This window comes from Cupriavidus pinatubonensis, assembly GCF_019602855.1.
GTDB classification, from domain to species: Bacteria; Pseudomonadota; Gammaproteobacteria; order Burkholderiales; family Burkholderiaceae; genus Cupriavidus; species Cupriavidus pinatubonensis.
On sequence record NZ_CP080766.1, the window covers coordinates 2543941 to 2563527 of the forward strand.

16 protein-coding genes are annotated in these 19587 nt (G+C 65.0%); 10 read left to right on the plus strand and 6 right to left on the minus strand.

Features of this window, described 5'->3' with window-relative positions; genetic code table 11:
* Positions 1-20 precede the first annotated feature (20 nt).
* Positions 21-1754, plus strand: coding sequence for an FAD-dependent oxidoreductase (locus K2O51_RS11525; RefSeq protein WP_220630255.1), 1734 nt, complete (start codon positions 21-23; stop codon positions 1752-1754).
* A 46-nt stretch (positions 1755-1800) separates the two neighbouring features.
* Here the strand turns inward: K2O51_RS11525 and K2O51_RS11530 are convergent, their stop codons facing one another.
* On the minus strand, positions 1801-3537 hold the full coding sequence (locus K2O51_RS11530) for a dipeptidase (protein WP_220630256.1): 1737 nt from the start codon (positions 3535-3537) through the stop codon (positions 1801-1803).
* 253 nt (positions 3538-3790) lie between these two features.
* On the opposite strand from K2O51_RS11530, the gene K2O51_RS11535 reads away from it, so the two are divergent.
* From K2O51_RS11535 to K2O51_RS11555, 5 genes are all read left to right on the plus strand, one after another.
* Positions 3791-4522 carry a glutathione peroxidase gene (locus tag K2O51_RS11535; protein WP_220630257.1) on the plus strand — a complete coding sequence of 244 codons (732 nt, stop codon included), beginning with the start codon at positions 3791-3793 and terminating at the stop codon, positions 4520-4522.
* Positions 4523-4660: 138 nt separating this feature from the next.
* The gene (locus K2O51_RS11540; RefSeq protein ID WP_220630258.1) at positions 4661-6061 is read left to right on the plus strand and encodes a dihydrolipoyl dehydrogenase; all 1401 of its coding nucleotides are present in this window, start codon (positions 4661-4663) and stop codon (positions 6059-6061) included.
* Positions 6062-6335: 274 nt separating this feature from the next.
* A complete protein-coding gene (locus K2O51_RS11545) occupies positions 6336-6689 on the plus strand; it encodes a hypothetical protein (RefSeq protein ID WP_220630259.1) in 354 nt (117 codons plus the stop codon).
* Positions 6690-6712: 23 nt separating this feature from the next.
* The gene (locus K2O51_RS11550; protein WP_220630260.1) at positions 6713-7651 is read left to right on the plus strand and encodes a hypothetical protein; all 939 of its coding nucleotides are present in this window, start codon (positions 6713-6715) and stop codon (positions 7649-7651) included.
* A 186-nt stretch (positions 7652-7837) separates the two neighbouring features.
* Positions 7838-9112, plus strand: a complete 1275-nt coding sequence (locus K2O51_RS11555) for a multidrug effflux MFS transporter (protein WP_140950241.1) — start codon at positions 7838-7840, stop codon at positions 9110-9112.
* Between the two features lie 9 nt (positions 9113-9121).
* Here K2O51_RS11555 and K2O51_RS11560 read toward each other — a convergent pair whose 3' ends face one another.
* Positions 9122-9643, minus strand: a complete 522-nt coding sequence (locus K2O51_RS11560; protein WP_011300563.1) for a DsbA family protein — start codon at positions 9641-9643, stop codon at positions 9122-9124.
* A 142-nt stretch (positions 9644-9785) separates the two neighbouring features.
* Positions 9786-10418: a TetR/AcrR family transcriptional regulator gene (locus K2O51_RS11565; RefSeq protein ID WP_011300562.1), complete on the minus strand. Its 633-nt coding sequence runs from the start codon at positions 10416-10418 to the stop codon at positions 9786-9788.
* A 286-nt stretch (positions 10419-10704) separates the two neighbouring features.
* Between K2O51_RS11565 and K2O51_RS11570 the strand changes: the two genes are divergently transcribed.
* From K2O51_RS11570 to K2O51_RS11580, 3 genes are all read left to right on the plus strand, one after another.
* Complete coding sequence (locus K2O51_RS11570; protein ID WP_041680222.1) at positions 10705-11598, plus strand: NAD(P)/FAD-dependent oxidoreductase; 894 nt, start codon at positions 10705-10707, stop codon at positions 11596-11598.
* Between the two features lie 148 nt (positions 11599-11746).
* Complete coding sequence (locus K2O51_RS11575) at positions 11747-12208, plus strand: type 2 periplasmic-binding domain-containing protein (protein WP_041680221.1); 462 nt, start codon at positions 11747-11749, stop codon at positions 12206-12208.
* Positions 12209-12257: 49 nt separating this feature from the next.
* Positions 12258-12476: a hypothetical protein gene (locus tag K2O51_RS11580; RefSeq protein WP_140950245.1), complete on the plus strand. Its 219-nt coding sequence runs from the start codon at positions 12258-12260 to the stop codon at positions 12474-12476.
* 6 nt (positions 12477-12482) lie between these two features.
* Here K2O51_RS11580 and K2O51_RS11585 read toward each other — a convergent pair whose 3' ends face one another.
* From K2O51_RS11585 to K2O51_RS11595, 3 genes are read right to left on the minus strand one after another with little or no spacing between them, the layout of a single operon-like run.
* On the minus strand, positions 12483-15383 hold the full coding sequence (locus tag K2O51_RS11585; RefSeq protein WP_220630261.1) for an FAD-binding and (Fe-S)-binding domain-containing protein: 2901 nt from the start codon (positions 15381-15383) through the stop codon (positions 12483-12485).
* Complete coding sequence (locus tag K2O51_RS11590) at positions 15365-16465, minus strand: enolase C-terminal domain-like protein (RefSeq protein WP_011300558.1); 1101 nt, start codon at positions 16463-16465, stop codon at positions 15365-15367. Before K2O51_RS11590 ends, K2O51_RS11585 begins: the two co-directional genes overlap by 19 nt.
* Complete coding sequence (locus tag K2O51_RS11595) at positions 16462-18276, minus strand: thiamine pyrophosphate-requiring protein (protein ID WP_041680220.1); 1815 nt, start codon at positions 18274-18276, stop codon at positions 16462-16464. Before K2O51_RS11595 ends, K2O51_RS11590 begins: the two co-directional genes overlap by 4 nt.
* 271 nt (positions 18277-18547) lie before the next feature.
* On the opposite strand from K2O51_RS11595, the gene K2O51_RS11600 reads away from it, so the two are divergent.
* Complete coding sequence (locus K2O51_RS11600) at positions 18548-19558, plus strand: SDR family oxidoreductase (RefSeq protein ID WP_220630262.1); 1011 nt, start codon at positions 18548-18550, stop codon at positions 19556-19558.
* Positions 19559-19587 lie beyond the last annotated feature (29 nt).

The following is a 19587-nucleotide window of genomic DNA, read 5'->3' on the forward strand; positions in this document are numbered from 1 at the left end:
TTTGCTACGGGGAGGCCAGTATGGCGCAGGCGGACCGGACGGAGAGCGTTGAGGGGCAGGGCACCGAGGCCACGGCAAGCCTCGATGCACCGTATTCGACGCTGGAAAGCCGATGGCACCAGATGTTTCCGACGCTCACTGGCGACGAAGTCGAACGGATGCGGCACTTTGGCACGCCGCAGCGCTGGCAAGCCGGCGAACAACTGTTTTCGGTCGGGCAGGTGGGCCGCGGCATGTGCGTGGTGGTCAGCGGCTGTATCCAGATCATCCGCCGCGACGGGCTCGGGCATGAGCACCGCATTACCGACCTCGGGCCGGGCATGTTTTCGGCGGAAGTGGGCACGCTGACCGGGCGCCCGTCGCTCGTGGACGGCCGCGCGGTGACCGATTCCGAAGGCTTCGCCATCCCGCCCGACAGGCTTCGCGCCTTGCTGGTGGCGGAGGCTGACCTTGGCGAGCGCATCATGCGCGCGCTGATCCTGCGCCGCGTCGGGCTGATCGAGTCCGGCAGCGGCCCCGTGCTGGTCGGCCATGGCGCCGAACCGCTGCTGCTGGCGCTGCAGGCCTTCCTGCGCCGCAACGGCCACCCGTACACGGTGATCGACATGGACGTCGAGCGCGACTGTTCCTGCCTGAGCGAGTTCGCCAACGCGCCGGCTTCGGACTTTCCGCTCGTGATCTGCCCGGACGGCCGCGTGCTGCGCGCGCCCGATGAAGGGCAACTCGCCTCCTGCCTTGGCCTGCTGCCCGAATTCGATCCGGCCCACGTCTACGACGTGGTCGTGGTGGGCGCGGGCCCTGCCGGCCTGGCCACGGCCGTGTACGCCGCGTCGGAAGGGTTGTCGGTGGCGGTGATCGACTGCCGCTCGCCGGGCGGGCAGGCCGGAGCCAGCGCGCGCATCGAGAACTACCTCGGGTTTCCCACCGGTATCTCGGGCCAGGCGCTGGCCGGGCGCGCGTTTGTGCAGGCCCTCAAATTCGGCGCCCACATTGCGATCCCGCTGGAAGTGAAGGCCCTGCATTGCGGTTCGGATCCGATCCGGCTCGAACTGGCCGATGGCCGCATGATTTCGACGCATACGGTGGTGATCGCCACAGGCGCCCAGTACCGCCGGCCGGCCATCGATGCGCTCGAACGTTTCGAGGGGCGGGGCGTGTACTACTGGGCCTCGCCGGTGGAAGCCAAGCTGTGCAAGAACGAGCCGGTGATGCTGGTCGGCGGTGGCAACTCGGCCGGACAGGCGGCGGTATTCCTGGCCACGCATGCGGCGCATGTCCACATGCTGGTGCGCGGGCAGGGGCTGGCGGCCACCATGTCGCGCTATCTGGTCGACCGTATCGGCGGGCTGCCCAACGTGCAACTTCACACCCGTGCCGAAATCCATGCGCTCGAAGGGGACGGGTGGCTGTCCGATGTCCGCTACCAGGCGCCCACCGAGAGCGACGGGCTGGTATCGCTGCCGGTGCGCCACCTGTTCCTGTTCATCGGCGCCGATCCCAATGCCTCGTGGCTGCGCACGTGCAACGTGGAGACCGACGACAAGGGCTTCGTGCGCACGGGCGGTGGGACGCTGGGCTGCGCGTCGGCCGTGCCGTATCCGCTGCAGACCAGCGTGCCGGGCGTGTTCGCGATTGGCGACGTGCGCTCGGGCTCGACCAAGCGCGTGGCCGCTGCAGTGGGGGAAGGGGCCTCGGTCGTCGCGCAGATCCACAACTACCTCGCCGGCCTGACGACGGCGGCACAGGCCGCCTGAGCCGCTGCCGCGCGCGGTGTGGCACGGCTTGCCGGCATGCCTTGCTTTACTGCATCTTCCCGAGGTTCCCGATCCTCACCATCATCTCGGTGAACATCTGCAGGTCCAGGTCCAGATCGGGCACTTCCTTGTACTCCTTCGCATTGTGCGCGGTGTACTTCTTGCCGGGCATGGCCGGCCCGAAATTGATCGCATTCGGCAGCAGCTTGGCCGTGGTGCTGCCCGCCGTAGCCACGGGTTTGGCTTCGAGTCCGGTGGTGTCACCGAAGATGTTGAGCAGCGTGGAGAGCCACGCGCCCTTGGGGTCGCGCGCCATCCAGTTGCCCTGCTCATGCTTGACCTCCACGGTCGAGCCAGTGGAGGCCGCCCACTTGTAGATGCGCTGCAGCACCTTGCCGCTGAGCGCCTCGGGCGTGCTGCCGCGCGGCATGCGCACATTGGTGGTGACTTCGATGAATTCGCCTTGCTCGCGGATCTGGTTCGGCGACATGGTCAGCGGGCCCATGAACGGGTCGCGATAGGCCAGTCCCATCTTCTCGCCCAGGTAGCCCAGGCCATACAGGTCGACGATATAGTGCGCCGCGCGCAGGTAATGGTTGTCGGTGAGCGGCACGCCCGATGATTGCAGGAACAGCGCCAGCCGCGGCAGCGGGTTGACGCCTTCCTCGGGCCTTGAACCGTGTGCCGACACACCGGTCACCTTGACCACCACTTCATCGCCGTCCCGCTTGACGTCGATGGCGAACTTCCCGCCCTGCGGCGCGTACTTGCGGATGAAGGCCGCACGTGCGTTATCGAACGCGGACAGGACCGCTGCAGGATTGCCGCCCGCGATGCGCGCGGTAGCACTCTCCGGCACGGTATTGGCCGACGCCGCGCCACGCATGGCAACGATGGTCGCGCGCTTGCTATCGGTGGCCTGCACGGGAAACAGGACGCGAAGTGCGCCGGAACCCTTCTCCGCCACGACAGCCGGATACTTGCTGTCGAGCACGATGTTGTAGTCGGGCAGCGCGTTGTGTTCGCGGTAGTACTTGATGCCGTCGCCACCGGTTTCTTCGGTAGTCTCGATCATCAGGCGTACGCTGCGCTCGAGCGGCACGCCGCTTTCCTTGACCGTCTTCATGGCGTAGAGCGCGGCGGCAATCGAACCCTTGTCGTCGATGGTCCCCCGGCCATACAGGCGGTCCCCGATGCGCGTGACGGAGAACGGATCGAGCTTCGTGCCATTGTCGAGCAGCCAGTCTTCGGCGGCGGCTGGCACCACGTCGGCATGGGTCAGGATGCCGAAGATGTCGGTGCCGGTGCCGGGCAGCGTGATCTCGAAGACGCGGTTATCCACGTTGCGGTAGACCAGCCCGAAAGACTTCGCCATACCCTCGACGAGCTTGCCGAACTCGATGATCGCGGGGTTTTCGTGCTGCGGCATCTTGTCATCGCGAACGGTGCGCAGCGCGACCATCTTGCCCAGCGTGTCGATGACCGCTGCCTCGTTGTGTACCCGGTTGTAGACCCCGAGCAAACGGCCGATGTTGACGAGGTTGTCGCCGCTGAGCGGCAGCCCGCCCTGCCACGCCGCTACGGCAGGCGCCACGGCAGGGGCGGCCTTGGCCGCGTTGGCCAGGAAGGTTTCCAGACTTTCCTGCGCGCCGGACTTCTGCGAGGCGATCAGCGCGTCCAGGGCGGGCTTGCGTAGCGTTTCGGCGCCTGCCGGACAGGCGAGCGAAAGCGAAAGCGAAAGCACAAGCGCGGAGAGGGCGGATCGGGTGGTAGGGCGGCTCATCGGCGCTGGGGGATGCGAAAGGAGGTCGACAGATGGCCGCATGATAGGGCACTTGTCTATCCCATTGTAAAAAATAGGGGTGCCTTATGTGGCACCTATAACTGTCCATAAGGGAAGTCTATCTGTCCTTGATAGTAATTGTTAATGGCGTCGGTTTAAACGATGAATTGTACAAATCACATTGGGATCGCCAGAATCGGGTCCATCGCTGCAACACGCAGCAGACCACTGAAACCACCAAGGAGTGACCCCGATGCTGCAATCCCGTGAAGGCCAACGCGTTCCCAATGTCGCTTTCCGCATCCGCCAGGACAACGAGTGGAAGACTGTCACCTCCGGCGATCTGTTCAACGGCAAGACCGTCGTCGTGTTCTCGCTGCCCGGCGCCTTCACGCCGACCTGCTCGTCGACCCACCTGCCGCGCTACAACGAATTGGCGCCGGCATTTGCCAAGCATGGCGTGGACGAGATCCTGTGCGTGTCGGTCAATGACACCTTCGTGATGAACGAATGGGCCAAGGACCAGGAGTCGCAGAACATCACCATGATTCCCGATGGCAACGGCGAATTCACCGAAGGCATGGGCATGCTGGTGGACAAGGCCGACCTGGGCTTCGGCAAGCGCAGCTGGCGCTATTCGATGCTCGTCCGTGACGGCGTGGTCGAGAAAATGTTCATCGAGCCGAACGAGCCGGGCGACCCGTTCAAGGTCTCCGATGCCGACACCATGCTGAACCACATCGCCCCCGACGCCAAGCGTCCGGACCAGGTGGTGGTGTTCTCGAAGGCAGGCTGCTCGTTCTGCGCCAAGGCCAAGCAGCAACTGTCCGACGCCGGCTACGAGTACATCGAGGTGCCGCTCGACAACAAGGTGCGCGGCAAGGTGCTGGGCGCCGTGTCCGGCGAGATGACCGCGCCGCAGGTCTTCATCAACGGCAAGCTGATTGGCGGCGCCGCCGCGCTCGAGCAGTACCTGGGCCAGTAATCCCCGTATCACGACCGCCCGCGCGGTCCGGCAGTCGCCGGACCCGATGGCGCCGCGCTGCCCGCGCGGTGCCATCCAGCCCGCCGATTGATGTCCGATCGATTTCAAGAAATCTCAAAAGGAAAGGAACCGTTCACCATGAAGACCATCCAGACCGACGTCGCTGTCATCGGAGCAGGTACCGCCGGCCTCGCCGCCTACCGCGCCGCCATCGCGGCCGGCAAGCGCGCCGTGATCATCGAAGGTGGCCCGTACGGCACCACCTGTGCCCGCGTGGGCTGCATGCCGTCCAAGCTCCTGATTGCCGCCGCCGAAGCCGCGCATGAGTTGCGCCACACGGCCCCGTTCGGCGTACACGTGGATGGCCAGATCCGTATCGATGGCCGCGAGGTCATGGCCCGCGTACGCAGCGAGCGCGACCGCTTCGTCGGCTTCGTGGTACGCGGCGTGGACGGCATTCCCGAGGCAGACCGCATTCGTGGCTACGCCTCGTTCATCGACAACACCACGCTCGAAGTAGCGGCCGACGACGGCAACATCACCGTGCGTGCCAGCCGCGTGGTCATCGCCACGGGGTCGCGGCCGATGCTGCCGGCACCGTTCAAGGTGTTCGGCGACCGCCTGATCGTCAACGACGATGTGTTCGCATGGGAAGACCTGCCGCGCAGCGTGGCCGTGTTCGGGCCCGGCGTGATCGGGCTGGAGCTTGGACAGGCGCTGTCGCGCCTTGGCGTGCGCGTGCGTGTGTTCGGTGTGCGCGGCTCGCTCGGTCCGCTGACCGACCCCGTCATACGCCGCTATGCGGACGAGACCTTCCGCAAGGCGTTCTATCTTGATACCGAGGCCAGCGTCACGGAGATGGCGCGCGAAGGCGATCTGGCCCGCATTACCTATATCGACCGCGAAGGCAAGTCCGTCGCGGAGACCTTCGACTACGTGCTCGCCGCGACGGGTCGCGAGCCTAATGTGCGCGGCCTGGGCCTGGAGAACACCGGCCTGGAACTGGATGCGCGCGGCGTGCCGGTGTTCGATTCCGTGACGCTGCAGTGCGGCGTATCGCCGGTGTTCATCGCCGGCGATGCCAACAACATCCTGCCGCTGCTGCATGAAGCCGCCGACGAGGGCAAGGCCGCCGGCGAGAATGCCGCGACGTACCCGCGGGTGTTGCCGCTGGCCCGCCGCGCGCCGCTCGCCGTGGTGTTCTCTGACCCGCAGATCGCTATGGTGGGCAAGCGCTTTGCCGACCTGGCCGAGGGCAGCTTCGTCACCGGCGAAGTCAGCTTTGAAGACCAGGGCCGCAGTCGCGTCATGCTCAGGAACCGTGGGCTGATGCACGTGTATGCCGACAAGGCGACTGGCCAGTTCCTGGGTGCCGAATGGACGGGCCCGCGCGCCGAGAACATTGCGCACCTGCTGGCGTGGTCGTATCAGCAGGGGCTGACCATCGCGCAGATGCTGGCAATGCCGTTTTACCACCCGGTGGTGGAAGAGGGGCTGCGCACGGCGCTGCGCGATGCAGCGGCGAAGCTGGAGGGCTGAGGCGATCGGCGGCCGCCGGCCGGCAGCCGGCCTACGGCCTCCGGCCAGCCGCGCCAGCGCCGTGCACTCAAACGTACTCAGGCGGGTTACCATCAATGCGGCCGGGGGCCAAGGGTGAGGCTCTCCGGCTCAGTCGATGGTCTCCGGCAGACACGTGCCGGGCGCTTGCCAACGATCGCGCATCCACGCGCGGCGAGATACCACGGTATATTGACTGCGACTGAGTCTGTGCCTGCCGCACGTTGCGGTGTACCCGTACATCGAGGAGACTTCCATGTCGCTGCGCCGCCGTCTGTGCCAACTCGCCTTGCTCGCCGGTCTGGCGCCGCTGTCTGGCGGCCATGCCCAGACACAGCGGCCGTCTGCGCCGGACCCCGCAATCAATGACGCCATCTCCGATGCCGTACGTGAAGGGTCGCATCGGTTCCAGCCTACCCCCAGCCAACCGCTTTCGCGCGACGAGCAGTGCGACCGGCTTGCCGAACAGATCGGCCAGACCCCGCGCCGCAGTTACCGCCCTTCGAACGCGCCGGTCGAGAACAGCCAGGGCAACGATGTGGCCACGGTCGAGCGCGACCGGACCCGCAGGCAGTTGCAGAAGGTGTATCAGGAGAAATGTACGCGGTAGTGCTTGCGTTCGGATGAAAGCCCATGACTGGTCTTGTGATGACGCCAGCGAACGGCAGACGGTACGCGGCAACACAGATCCTCGCGATCTTTGCCATCCTCGCATTCTTCGGCGCTAGCCCCTGCGTGTTCGCGCAGGAAACCGGCAATGCAGCGCGCCTGCGCGACAAGTACGCGAGCCTGACCGAACAGTTGAGCCGCAACCCGTTTCAGCGCCAGCTATACCTGGCGTCAACGGAAACCGACTCCACGCTGACCGGAGATATCTATGCGGTGGTCGACTATCCCTTCGCCACCGTCAACGGCTCGCTCAATGATCCGGCGCAGGGCCCTGCCAACTGGTGCGACGCGCTGATCCTGCACCTGAACGTGAAATATTGCCGGGCATCGACGAGCGGAAATGGCCCCATCCTTACCGTCAACCTGGGCAGAAAGGTCGAGGAAAAACTTTCCTCCACGTACCGCGTGCAATTCACCTACCGCGTGGCGGCGACGGGGCCCGACTACTTCCAGGTGAGGCTCGACGCGGACAGCGGCCCGATGAGCACGCGCGATTACCGCATCGTGCTGGAGGCCACTTCGATTTCCGCCAGCCGTACCTTCGTGCATCTGACGTATGCATACAGCTATGGCATGGCCGGGCGCATGGCGATGAAAACCTATCTGGCGACGCTGGGCAGTGGCAAAGTGGGCTTCACCACCACGCGTGATCCATCGACCGGGAGGACCGAATATATCGGCGGTGTACGAGGGCTTCTGGAGCGCAACACGATGCGTTACTACCTGGCCATCGACGCGTATCTGGCAACGCTGTCCGTGCCACCCGCCAAACGCCTTGGCCAGCGCCTGGCCAGCTGGTTCGATGCCACCGAGAAATATTCGCGCCAACTGCACGAGGTGGATCGGGATGCGTACATGACGATGAAGCTAAACGAGTATCAGAGGCAGCAGACCGCGCAATGACAGAGGAACCAGCGAACAGGCCATCGAGTGCTGGCTTGCAGCGGATCAAACTAGACTAAATTGATTGGCGTTAACCCTTGTGTGGCATGAATTGCCATTCTTTTGGCGCGATTTGTGGCTTTTGAAATGCTTCGCGCCAATACCATCGGGTCCATACATTGCGCTGCCTGGCAAAGGGAGACCCGAATGGAAATGAAGGGCAGCAGAGCTGATGAACGGGCAGCACCCGGTGTGCTGACCGCGCAGAGCGATCCACAGCCGAAGGCCCTTCCTGGCATTGCCGCCATGGCGGCCATTGCAGCGGGATTGTCGATGCTCGGGCAGTTTGCCATCGCGACCTATCTGCCCGCCTTCGCGATCATGAGCGATGCGCTGCACGCGACGAACGCGCAGGTCCAGCAGTCGCTCACTGCTTATCTGCTGCCCTTCGCGCTGATGCTGCCGTGGCACGGCGCCATCTCCGATGCCGTGGGCCGCCGGCGGATGGTTTTGCTCGGTTGTGCGTTGTTCACCATCGGCTCACTGGTCTGTGCCGGGGCCACTGGCATCGATATGCTTCACGCCGGGCGGGTACTGCAGGGCATCAGTGCCGGCATTGGCGTGATCGTCGGCCGGGCCATGGTGCGCGATGTCTTCGACGGCATGCAGGCCCAGCAGGTCATGGCGCTGGTCGCGATGATCTTTGCGCTGGCTCCGGCGATCGCGCCGGTCTGCGGCGGCTGGCTCTTGCTGTGGACAGGCTGGCGCAGCATCTTTGTCTTCCTGGCGCTCGTGTCGGCGTCGCTGCTCGTCGCCTGCTGGCGATGGGTGCCCGAAACCTTGCCGCCCGCGCGCCGCCATCCGCTTCATCCCGCTTTGCTGGCGCGCGGCTATGGGTCCATGTTGACCCATTGGCGCTTTGTCGCGCTGACGCTCGCGAACGCCGGGGTCAACGTTGGCATCTATGTCTATATCTTTGCCGCGCCCACGTTCGTGACCCGGCATCTCGGGCTTGGTGCGCAGTCGTTCGGCTGGCTATTCATCCCGATCGTAGCGGGGATCATGCTGGGCTCGCTCGTGTCGCATCGCATGGCCGGCAGGATCAGCCCGGTGCGCAGCGTGCTGCTCGGGCACGCTGTCATGCTGTTCGCCGGCATATTGAACATTGTGCTCACGGCGCTGCACGCCCCGGCCATGCCGTGGGCGCTGATCGCACTGCCCGTCTACGGCGCCGGCATGACCATCACGCAACCGAGCCTGCAATTGCTGGCGCTCGATTGTTTCCCGGAACGGCGCGGGCTCGCATCGAGTGGCTATGTCACGGTGCAGCAGTTCGGCAATTTCCTGATGTCAGCGCTGCTGGTCCCGCTGCTGCTGGATTCGACAGTCAAGCTGGCGGTTTGTATGGCAGCGCTGCAGTTATTCGGCCTCGCCATGTTCATGGGCGGGCAACGCGACAGGGCAGTCGTGGTTTCTTCGTGAAACCAACGTTCAACCCGCCAACGCCACATCAATGGCGCGCTGCAGCCGTTCCATACCGAAGGTCACGTCCTGCACCACGCCATTGACGAAGAACGATGGCGTGCCCCGTACCTGCCATTGCGTGGCGCCGCGCATGTCATCGCGGATATGCGGCAGGTGCGAGTGAGCCGCCATGTCGCTGTCGAAGCGGTTCAGGTCCATGCCGAGCATGCCGGCATAGTGGCGTAGCGCTTCCGATTTCAGGCCGTTCGGCTTTTCGTGCAGCAGGCGGTACATCTGCCAGAACTTCTGCTGCGCGCCGGCCGCTTCCGCGCATTCGGCCGCGGCTTCGGCGGATGGATGCCAGTGAGACATCGGATAGTGCCGATAGACGAAGCGGACCTGCGGGCCATAGTGCTCCATCAGGATCTTCATGGCGCCGTAGGCCATGCGGCAGTATTCGCATTCGAAGTCGCCATATTCGACGACGGTGACCCTGGCGGTGTCAGGGCCGATGGCATGGTCGGCAGCGGTAACGGCGACGTCTGGCATGGAGCGCTCCGGTTCATGGGCGGGCGGCCCGGGGACTTTCCAGTTTAGGCGCAGACCGGCCTCACCGCGCCGCCAGCTGATCGGCTACAGCTTCGCGCCCGAACGCAACCGCTGCGTGTTCTTCATCGGCCGCGATGGATCTTTAGATGCCACCGTGCGCGGCGATGAACATGGTGACGGCCGACCGGCAATAGGATTCGATTTCGTTGTCATCCTTTGCTTTCGCCTCGTCGAAGCGGGCGATAAGCAGGAGATCGGATCCTTTGAAAAGCGCGGCAAACAAGCGGGCGGACTGGAGAGCATCGGGTACGTTCAGAATCGCTTTCGCGTGCAACTGACGCAACACGGCCTCGATTTGGGCGATGACATGGGCGGGCCCGGCTTCGTAATGGAGCTTGCTTAACGACTTTTGATTCGTCTTGTCGGCCAAAACCATGGCTTCGACACTACGGACGTCCGGGCTCAACAGCGTGCGAAGCAGGGATGACCCCAACGCCATGAGCTGATCTTCGGCCGAGCCGTCGACGCCTTCGAAAAGGGCCTGCGGTGCAAACTGCTCGCAGCGGGCCACCATGGCCGCGCTGAACAGCGCCTCCTTGTTCTCGAAGTGCCGATAGATGCTTAGCTTGGATATCTTCGCCCGCTGGGCGACCTTGTCCATGGTCGTCGCTTGAAAACCCAGTTCCACGAAGAGTTCGCAGGCGGTGTCGACTATCGTTTGGCGAAGCGCCTCGTTGGCGGGCCGGCCGCGCCGGCTCTGGCTGTTTTCGGTCACGACAATTCCGATACTTGACAGTATTTAAATTCTTGCGCTACGATACCATTAAGTATCGTAAATGAGCAAGCCAAGGGTATGTTTTAACCGGTTGTCCAAATCAGCTTTCCACTGGCCGCCCGGCGATAACGAATGCGGCATTGTCCGGCCGGTCAATACAGTCATGGGCAACTTTCTCGCCAGTGCCGAAGCCCTCTGGCCGCGGATCGTCTCAAGCGCTTATCTCCGGACGTTATTGCGCACCGGGCCCAGCCACCCCTCTATCCACAACACGGAGCCCATCACCATGAATGACGTCATCATCATCGGCGGCAGCTTTGCCGGGCTCGCCGCCGCCCTGCAGCTCGGCCGTGCGCGCCGCAAGGTCACCGTGCTCGATACCGGCCGACCGCGCAACCGCTTTGCCGGCCACTCGCATGGCCTGCTCGGCCACGATCACAAGCCGCCGCTGGACATCCTAGTCGAGGCGCGGCAGCAGCTTGCGCGCTATCCAACGATCAGGCTGGTCATAGCTCGGGCCGAGAGCGTGTCTGGCGCCATCGACGATTTCTGCGTCGTCACTGACGATCAGGAAAGCCTAAGGGCGCGCCGCCTCATCCTGAGCTATGGCGTCGCCGACCAGATGCCTGATGTTCCGGGCTTTGCCGAAAGCTGGGGCACGTCCATCGTGCCCTGCCCCTATTGCGACGGCTTTGAAGTCGCCGGCCAGCATTGGGGCCTTCTCTGGTCCGGCCCACAGTCGCACCAGTCTGCCAGGCTGTTCCGCGATTGGACTGACAAGTTGACTGTCTTCGCCGATGGTCATGACATTGCGGCCGATATCCAGGCCGATCTGGCGCGCCGCAACATGCCTGTCGTCGATGGCCGGATCGTCGAGATCGCCCATCACACGGGCCATATCACCACCGTCAATCTCGATACCGGCCGCAATGTCGCGGTCGACGTCCTGTTCGCCCATCCGCGCAACAAGCCGTCCGCAAGCCTGCATGAATCACTGGGCCTCGCCACGGTCGATACGCCCACTGGCATCGTCCTCAAAGTCGACGAGCGCCGCCAAACCAGCATCCCCGGCATCTACGCCGCTGGCGACCTCGCCACGCCCTTCTTGCCCTCGGTCACCCAGGCATCATCGCAGGGCGCGATGGCGGGTATCTTCGCCCAGCAGTCGATGGTTGTTTGAGAGTACAGATTCCTTTCTCCCGTTGCGTCGTCGCCTTCGAAAAGGTCGGCGTAGGAGCAACCTATGGATGATGCGTGGACGGCTGATGGGCGAGGCCGTTGCATGACGCAAAAGCCGCCCGGGCGGGCAGGCAATCGGCGCCTTCTTTATGCCGGACCTGAAGCTGATCCTCAAGAACCATGTGCCGGATTTTCCTGGCAAGAAGGTCGACATCAGCCTCCAGATCACCGATTCGCCGGCCCCGTCCGTCGTCGCCAGAAAGCTGGCCTCGGTGCATTGGCTGATATGCGGCAGTCCTGCCTATTTGTACGACAAGGCTGAGCCGTCGAGCCCTTCGGACCTGGCCAGGCTGGACTGGGTCGACCAGTACATCCGCGACTTCCTGGAACTGGATGGCGACGCTGGGGTGGAGCGCGTGAAGATCCGTACGCGGCTCCGGCGAAAGTCAAGGTGCTGCTGGATTTCATCGTGCGCGCGTTCGACGGCAGCGGCGGAAGCCTGGCGGCCGTGGCGGAGCGTTATGCCGAGCGTGAAACGGCGATCTGATCACCCGCGACGGTTCCATGTTGTCAGCGCCAGACCGACATCGACCTTTGCAGGCTTGGTATAGAACGAAGTCATACCTTCCCTCAATCTTTCACCGGTTTGGGAGCATTGCGATGACTGAACTGAACGCGTTACCCGAGACAGACCCACGCCACCACACCCTCAAGATCAAGGCCATGCTCAACGACACGTTGCAGCACTTGCGCGACGATGTCACCAAGGTCACCGACCCGAAGGCGCAAGCATTGTTTGAGACCTCTGCCGAAGTGCTGCAGGGTTTGCTGACGGCCTATGACCATTTCGAGCAGCGTAGCGAACCGGCATGGCGTTAGCGCGGCTCACCCCGTTGATGCGGTTCCGGCGCGCGCCAGCATCTGCGCGATATGAAGCGGAACGGTGCCCGCGTGGTGCCGGATCTGCAGGCGGCAACTGAAGCCGTCGGCAACGACCATCGTTCCGGCTGATTTCGCCAGGATCTTCGGGATCAACGTCCGTTGCGCGCACGCGTTCGACACCGTTTGCTTGTCCGGCAGAAAGCCGAACGATCCGGCCATGCCGCAGCAACCGGAATCGAGCACGGTGGGCACGACGCCCACCGCACGCAGCGCTTCTTCCTCGCCCGCGGTCTTCCAGATCGACCGGTGATGGCAATGCGCGTGGACGAGCGCGTTCCCCGACAACGTGTGCATGCCGCGCAGCGCGTCCCGCTGGCACAGGAAATCGGGCAGCAGGAAGGATTGCTGGCGCAGGCGCATTGCCTGCTCGTCGCCGCCCAGCAGTTCGCGCATTTCCTCGTGGAAGACCGACAGGCAGGCGGGTTCCAGCACGACTACCGGCGTCCCGCGGCGGATATCCTCGGCCAGGGTATCGAGCACGTCGCGCAGATACGCGCGCGCCCGGTCCAGCATGCCGTACTCGTAGAGTGGGCGGCCGCAGCATAGCGGCTGGGGTGGAATGTGCACGTCGTGGCCGGTGGCTTCGAGCACCGATACGGCGTCGCGCGCGATGTCGGGCTCGAAGGCATTGGTGAATGTGTCCGGCCACAGGATCACCCGGCGCCCGTGCGGAGCCTGGCGCGGCCGGGTGGCAAACCAGTCCCGGAACGATTGCTTCGCGAAACGTGGAATCTCGCGGCCGCTCGCGACGTTCGCCAGCTTGTGGGCCGCCAGCGACAGCAGCGGCGCGTGCGTGAGCAGGTTGAACAAGCCAGGCGCATGCATGCCCAGGCGCGCCCATTGGTCGACCAGCCCGAAGGCGAACGCTTCGCGTGGCCGGTGGCGGCGTTCGTAGTAGTGGGCCATGAACTCGGCACGGTAGATCGCCATGTCCACGTTCACGGGACATTCGCCCCTGCAGCCCTTGCATGACAGGCACAGGTCCAGCGCCTCATGCACGGCCTCGGAACGCCAGCCGTCCTGTACCACCTCGCCCTTGAGCATCTCGAACAGCATGCGGGCGCGGCCGCGTGTCGAATGCCGTTCCTCGCCCGTTGCCATGTAGCTCGGACACATCACACCCTTGTTCTTGCGGCATTCGCCCACGCCGACGCAGCGCAGCACCGCACGTGGAAAGCTGCCGCTGTCCGTGGTGTAGTGAAAATAGATGGGCTGCTCGGGCGGGTTGTAATCCGTGCCGATCCGCAGGTTCTGGTCGATATGCCAGGCGTTGACGACCTTGCCTGGGTTCATGCGGTTGAGCGGATCCCATATCTGCTTGAACCGGCCGAACGCGCGCATCAGCCGTTCCGGGTACATGATCGGCAGCAGGTCCGCCTTGGACTGGCCATCGCCATGTTCGCCGGAGATGGAGCCGCCAAGGCTGACGACAAGATGTGCGGCGTCCTGCAGGAATCGCTGCCATATTTCGATGCCCTGCGCCGTTTCCAGGTCGAAATCGATGCGCGTGTGCACACAGCCCTGGCCGAAGTGGCCGTACAGCGCGCAGGCGTAGCCGTAGCGATCAAACAATTCGCGCAACCGGCGCAGGTATTCGGCCAGATGCCTGGGCGGGACGGCGGAGTCCTCCCACCCTTCCCACGTGATCTTCTGGTTGGGCACATGCGCGGTCGCGCCAAGGCCGGATTCGCGCACGCGCCAGATCAGCTGTTCCTCGGCGGGGTCGTCGAAGAGCTTCATCGAAGGCGCGTCGCTGCCGGCCTTGAGCGTGTCCATCAGCTTGCGTGCACGGTCGTCTGCCTGCGCCTTGTCGTCGCCGCCGAATTCCGCGAGCAGCCATCCGTTGCCCGGTGGCAGCAGCGCTACGTCTTCGGGGTGCAGGTGCAGTGCGGTCATGTCGGCAATCAGCCGGTCGTCCATGCCTTCCACGGCGATCGGGCCGGACGCCATGACATCGAGCACGTGATCGGCGGCATGGAATACATCCGGATAGCCAAGTGCGAGCAACGACCGTGCGCGCGGACTATCGACCAGGCGCAGCTTCGCTTCGAGCACGATCACGCACGTGCCCTCGGTGCCCACCAGCGAATGGGCGATATTGCCGTTGTACTCCGGCAGCAGTGCCTCCAAAGGGTAGCCCGAAACGCGTCGCGGAATGCGCGGCATGTGCTGGCGGATGTCGTCCTGGTATTCATCGCGCAGCGTGCGCAGCAGCCGGTAGATCTCGCCGACGCGGTCGCTTCGTGCGGCAAGCGCGTCCCATGCCTGCGGCGTGGTGGCGCCGACGGTCAGCCGGGTGCCGTCGTACGTGAGGATGTCGAGCTCGATCACATTGCGGATGGTCTCGCCCCCCATCACCGAATGCGGCCCGCACGAGTTGTTGCCGATCATGCCGCCGAGCGTGTTGTGCGTATGCGTGGCAGGGTCCGGTGCAAACGTCAGGTGATGGGCTTCGGCCGCATCGCGCAGGCGGTCGAGCACCACGCCGGGCTGCACGCGGGCTGTCTTCTCCTGCGGGTCGATGGACAGGATGCGGTTGAGGTACTTCGAGAAATCGAGCACGACCGCGACATTGCAGGTCTGCCCGCACAGGCTGGTTCCGCCCCCGCGCGACAGCACCGGTGCGCCGTGCCGGCGGCACAACGCGACGGTATCGATGACGGCCTGCACGCTGCGCGCAATCACCACGCCGATCGGTACCTGGCGGTAGTTGGATGCATCCGTCGCATACAGCGCGCGGCTTCCCGCGTCAAAGCGGACTTCCGCATCGACGGTATCGCGGAGCGCCGTCTCCAGCGCGGCGAAGCCTTCGCCGTGGGCCGAGGCTAGCAGGCCAGGTGACATCGTGCATCCCCTTCGCGGAAGCGCAGGCCGAGCCCGGGCTGGTTCGCGTGCGGGCACAGGTTGCCGTCGTGCAGCGTGGGTATACCGTCGAAGTACTGCGCTTCAATGTGGGCATGATCCTCGAACACTTCGACGTGGACGGCCGGAGAGGCCGCGCAGCACAGGCTCGCATGCAGCGCAGGGGCACAGTGGCTGGACAGCGGCACATGGAAGGCTTCGCAGAGGTTCACGGCGCGCAGCCATCCGGTGATGCCGCAGCGTGTTGCATCCGCCTGCAGTACATCCACGCAACGCGGCTCCAGCAGTCGCCGGAAATCGTCGCCCGTAAAGCCATACTCGCCCGCCGCGACGGCGAGCCCCGGTGGCGTGTGCTCGCGCACCGCGCGCAGGCCCGTAATGTCGTCCGACGAAACAGGCTCCTCGAACCATGTGATGCGGAACGGTGCGAAGGCCTGCGCCATCTGCAGCGCCTGCGCGACCGTGTACGCGCCATTCGCATCGACAAACACTTCGACCTCCGCGCCAACGGCATCGCGCACCGTGGCGACGCGGGCCGGGTCGTCGTCGGGGTGGCGCCCGACCTTTATCTTCACGCGCGAGAACCCCGCGTCGCGCCAGGCGCGCGCAGCGTCGTGCAGCGCTTCATGGGACAGGCTGGTGAACCCGCCGCTGGCATAGCCGGGCACCGAGGTGCGCGCGGCGCCGAGCAACTGCATGAGCGACACGTCGAGCAGGCGCGCCTTCAGGTCCCACAGTGCAATGTCGACGGCCGAAATCGCCTGGGCGCACAGCCCCGATACGCCGAGGTTGCGCACGGCGCCCTTCATGGCGCGCCAGCTGGCGTTCGTGGCCATGGCGTCGGTGCCGAGCAAACGCGGCACCAGCAGTTGCGCAATGATCGGGATGACGGCCTGGTCGGAGTACCCATACCCGCACCCGGTGACGCCGCCGGCGGCGGCATGCACCACCACCAGCGTGACATGGTCCCACTCCAGCGTCCCGTCGGATTCCGGAGCCGGCAAGGGAATCCGATAAGCCCTGGCTTCGATGGACCGGATCGGCGTGGCATGCGAGCGTGTCACGGCGTCGCATCCTTGTCCGCATGCCGCTTCGACGAAGCCGTCAGCGATTCCCAGACCTGCCGGAACGTCGCGCGCAGCGTGCCACCGGCATCGGTATCGCCATGGAGCATGGCCGCGATGTAGTCGCGTGCCTGCTTCGCCGAAATATGCGGCGGCAGCGGCGGAACATCGGGGTCCGTGACCATTTCGAGCACGGTGGGGATCCTGGCGGCCAGTGCCTGGTCCAGGGCCGGGCCAATCCCCTCGGGGCGGTCGACGCGCACGCCCTGCAGGCCGAGCAACTGCGCGAACGCCGCATACCCGAACACGGGCAGGTCCTGCGACACGGCAAACTTGGGGTCGCCTTCCATGACGCGCTGCTCCCAGGTGACCTGGTTCAGGTCGCCGTTGTTCAGCACGATGATGGTCAGTGATCCGCCCGACCAGCGCTTCCAGTCGCGCGAGATCGTGATCAGCGCGTTGATGCCGTTCATCTGCATGGCGCCATCGCCAACCATCGCAATCACGGGACGATCGGGGTGCGCGTACCTTGCCGCAATCGCATACGGCACGGCTGGCCCCATCGTCGCGAGCCCGCCGCTCAGCGATGCCATCATGCCGCGACGTATCTTCAGGTCGCGCGCATACCAGTTGGCGGCGGAGCCAGAGTCGCAGGTCAGGATGCAGCCGTCGGGAAGCCGTTCGGACAGTTCCACGAACACGCGCTGTGGATTGATCGGGTTGGCCTTGGCGGCAGCGCGCTGGGCCAGCACCTGCCACCACTCGGCGACGTTGTGTTCGATCTCCTGCTGCCAGGCGAGCGGCTTCTGCTCCAGCATCGGCAGCAGCGCACGCAGGGTGGCCGCGCTGTCGCCCTCCAGGCAGATCTCCATCGGGTAGCGCAGGTTCAGCATGCGTGCGTCGATGTCGATCTGCACCCCGCGGGCCTTGCCTTCTTCGGGCAGGAACTCGGAATACGGGAAGGCCGAGCCCACCATCAGCAAGGTGTCGCATCCCGTCATCAGCTCCCAGCTTGGCTTGGTGCCGAGCAGGCCGATGCTGCCGGTGACAAAGGGCAGGTCGTCCGGCACGGCGGCCTTGCCCAGCAGCGCCTTGGCCACCCCTGCGCCGAGCCGGCGCGCCACCTCGATGACTTCATCGGTGGCTTGCAGGGCGCCGGCGCCCACCAGCATCGCCACCTTGCTGCCCGCATTGAGCACGTCGGCGGCGCGGCGAAGATCCGGCTCCGGCGGCACCAGCGCGCGCGCGGTGTAGCCGATGCCGGTATGCACCGTGCCGTGCTCGCGTGGCGGCACGGGTACGGCAGGCAGGTTCTGCACGTCGTTCGGAATGATGATGCACGTGACCGTGCGCCGTTCGATGGCGATGCGCATGGCGCGGTCCACCAGGTGACGCATCTGCGCGGGATCGATCGCCATCGCCACGAAGTCGCGCGCCACGTCCTTCATCAGCGTGGTCAGGTCGACCTCCTGCTGATAGTCGCCGCCCAGCGCCGCGCGCTTTTGCTGGCCGACGATGGCCACCACGGGCTGGTGGTCCATTTTTGCGTCGTACAGGCCATTGAGCAGGTGAATGGCGCCGGGGCCGGACGTGGCCAGGCATACCCCGGCCTCGCCGGTGAACTTGGCATGCGCGCACGCCATGAAGGCGGCCAGTTCCTCATGGCGCGCCTGGATGAACTCCGGGTCGTTGTCGGCGCGACCGAACGCTCCCATCAGCCCGTTGATGCCATCGCCCGGGTAGCCAAATACACGCCGGACGCCCCATTCCCGCAAGCGCTTGAGCACAAAATCCGAAACAGTCATTGCCATGGCGGTCTCCATCCTATTGGACACCGCCATGCATCACGCATGCCGATGACCACGGGCGCCGGTACGCACCCGGCGATACGCAACGGCCGCAATCGTGAGCGCAGCGCACAGCGTAGAAAGTGCGCGTTCCGGTAAGGATTGCATGTCGGGTTAGCGCGGCGGGGGCTTGGGGGCCATGTGCGAAATGCGAAGCGCAACGCATGCCGGGCGACATATCACACTGGGATGCATCTTGCATGGGTTACCGAAGTTGTCCGTTGGAAAACGCAGCATGGCTGATGCTAAGCCCGTTCAAAGCGCCCGTTGCGTGGTCATCACCGGTGCCTCGGCCGGCATCGGGCGCGCCACGGCGCGCGCGTTCGGCCGCATGGCATGGCGCGTGGGTCTGCTGGCGCGCGGTCAGGACGGGCTGCGCGCAGCGGCATCGGAAGTGGAGCGGAGCGGTGGGGTCGCCCTGCCGATCGTCGTGGACGTCGCGGACCATGACGCCGTGGAACGGGCCGCGGCGCGGGTGGAGGCCGAACTGGGGCCGATCGACGTATGGATCAACTGCGCGATGGCGACGATCTTCTGCCGCGCCGACCAGATAGCACCGGCGGACTTCGTCCGCGCGACGCACGTCACCTACCTGGGCGCCGTGTGGGGCACGCTGGCGGCGCTGGGCCGCATGAAGACGCGCAACCGGGGCGTGATCGTGCAGGTTGGCTCGGCGCTCGCGTATCGCTCGATTCCGCTGCAGGCGCCGTACTGTGGCGCGAAAAGCGCGTTGCGCGGCTTTACCGATTCGCTGCGTTCGGAGCTGATTCACGACGGCAGCCGCATCCACCTGACCATGGTGCACCTGTCGGCGTTCAATACGCCCCAATTCGACTGGGGCCGCACGTGCATGCACCGGCAGCCGCAGCCCGTGCCGCCGATCTTCCAGCCAGAGGTCGCCGCCGACGCCATTGTATGGGCGGCGCTGCATCATCGCCGCGAGTCATGGGTGGGCTGGCCGGCGGTGCAGGCCATCATCGGTACGCGGCTGATTCCTGGTGTGCTCGACCGCTTCCTGGCGCGGCACGGATTCGATTCGCAGCATACCGATCAGCCCTTGCCGCGTGACCGGCCTGACAACCTGTACCACCCCGTCAAAGGGGACCATGGCGCGCACGGCAGGTTTTCCGACCGTGCCGCGCGCAGCAGCATCCAGTGGTGGCTCAATACGCATCGCTGGGTGATGGCTGCAGTCGTGGTGATCGTGATGGCGCTGGTCGCGGGGTGGCTTTGGCGAAGCCGCTGACAGGCCGGCGCCATTTGGGCAGGGAATCA